Below are 835 nucleotides of genomic sequence, written 5' to 3'. Positions count from 1 at the left end.
GTGGGGTAACCCGCAAGGGAGCCAGCCGCCGAAGGTGGGGTAGATGATTGGGGTGAAGTCGTAACAAGGTAGCCGTATCGGAAGGTGCGGCTGGATCACCTCCTTTCTATGGAGAATCGCTTCCTGCAACGGAAGCATTCAAAGAGGCGGACCGCAAGGAAAGCCAATCTCTTCACCACTGGTGAAGAACCAACTCACTCGTTGGTCAGTTTTGAGAGTTCAACTCTCACCTATATGCGTTTGGTAATGATGGCGGAAGGGTTCCACGCGTACCCATCCCGAACACGACCGTTAAGCCTTCCAGCGCCGATGGTACTTGGACCGCAGGGTCCCGGGAGAGTAGGACGTTGCCAAGCGCATCATATGGGCCCTTAGCTCAGCTGGTTAGAGCGCACCCCTGATAAGGGTGAGGTCGGTGGTTCGAGTCCACTAGGGCCCACCATTTACAATTTGATATCCCTTTGGGGCCATAGCTCAGCTGGGAGAGCGCCTGCCTTGCAAGCAGGAGGTCAGCGGTTCGATCCCGCTTGGCTCCACCATAAGATTACTATGATCGGTTTTACCAGAATATGCAGGTTGACCTGATGACGCTGGTAGGATACGATAATAGTCCTGTCGCAAGACAGTGACCTTGATCCTTGAAAACTAGATAACGAAACGAATTTGCGTTTTAGAAAGATCCTTCTCAAACGACTTGTGTCAATGTATTGACCAAGAAGTATAAGAGAGTAGCAGCGAAGGTTTGAGGGAATGAGATCCTTTGTGAGCCTGTTTCCACCTTGGTTTATTCAAATCAAGAAACAGGCGAACAAGAGAGCACATTACCGCAAACCAG

General features: G+C 51.0%; 2 tRNA genes and 2 rRNA genes. All 4 read left to right on the top strand.

The features are described from left to right. Positions 1–106 (top strand): 16S ribosomal RNA (locus JJQ72_RS20230); the annotation flags it as partial. A 133-nt stretch (positions 107–239) separates the two neighbouring features. Further along, a 5S ribosomal RNA gene (gene rrf, locus JJQ72_RS20225) occupies positions 240–356 on the top strand. 9 nt (positions 357–365) lie between these two features. Continuing rightward, positions 366–442: transfer RNA gene (locus JJQ72_RS20220), tRNA-Ile, on the top strand. A 21-nt stretch (positions 443–463) separates the two neighbouring features. After that, positions 464–539 (top strand) — tRNA-Ala (locus JJQ72_RS20215). Positions 540–835: the final 296 nt, after the last annotated feature.

Source organism: Paenibacillus sp. F411, assembly GCF_017582705.1.
Classification (GTDB): domain Bacteria; phylum Bacillota; class Bacilli; order Paenibacillales; family Paenibacillaceae; genus Paenibacillus_AQ; species Paenibacillus_AQ algicola.
The sequence above is the reverse complement of the archived record's forward strand: the minus strand, read 5'-3'. Positions and strand labels throughout refer to the sequence as shown.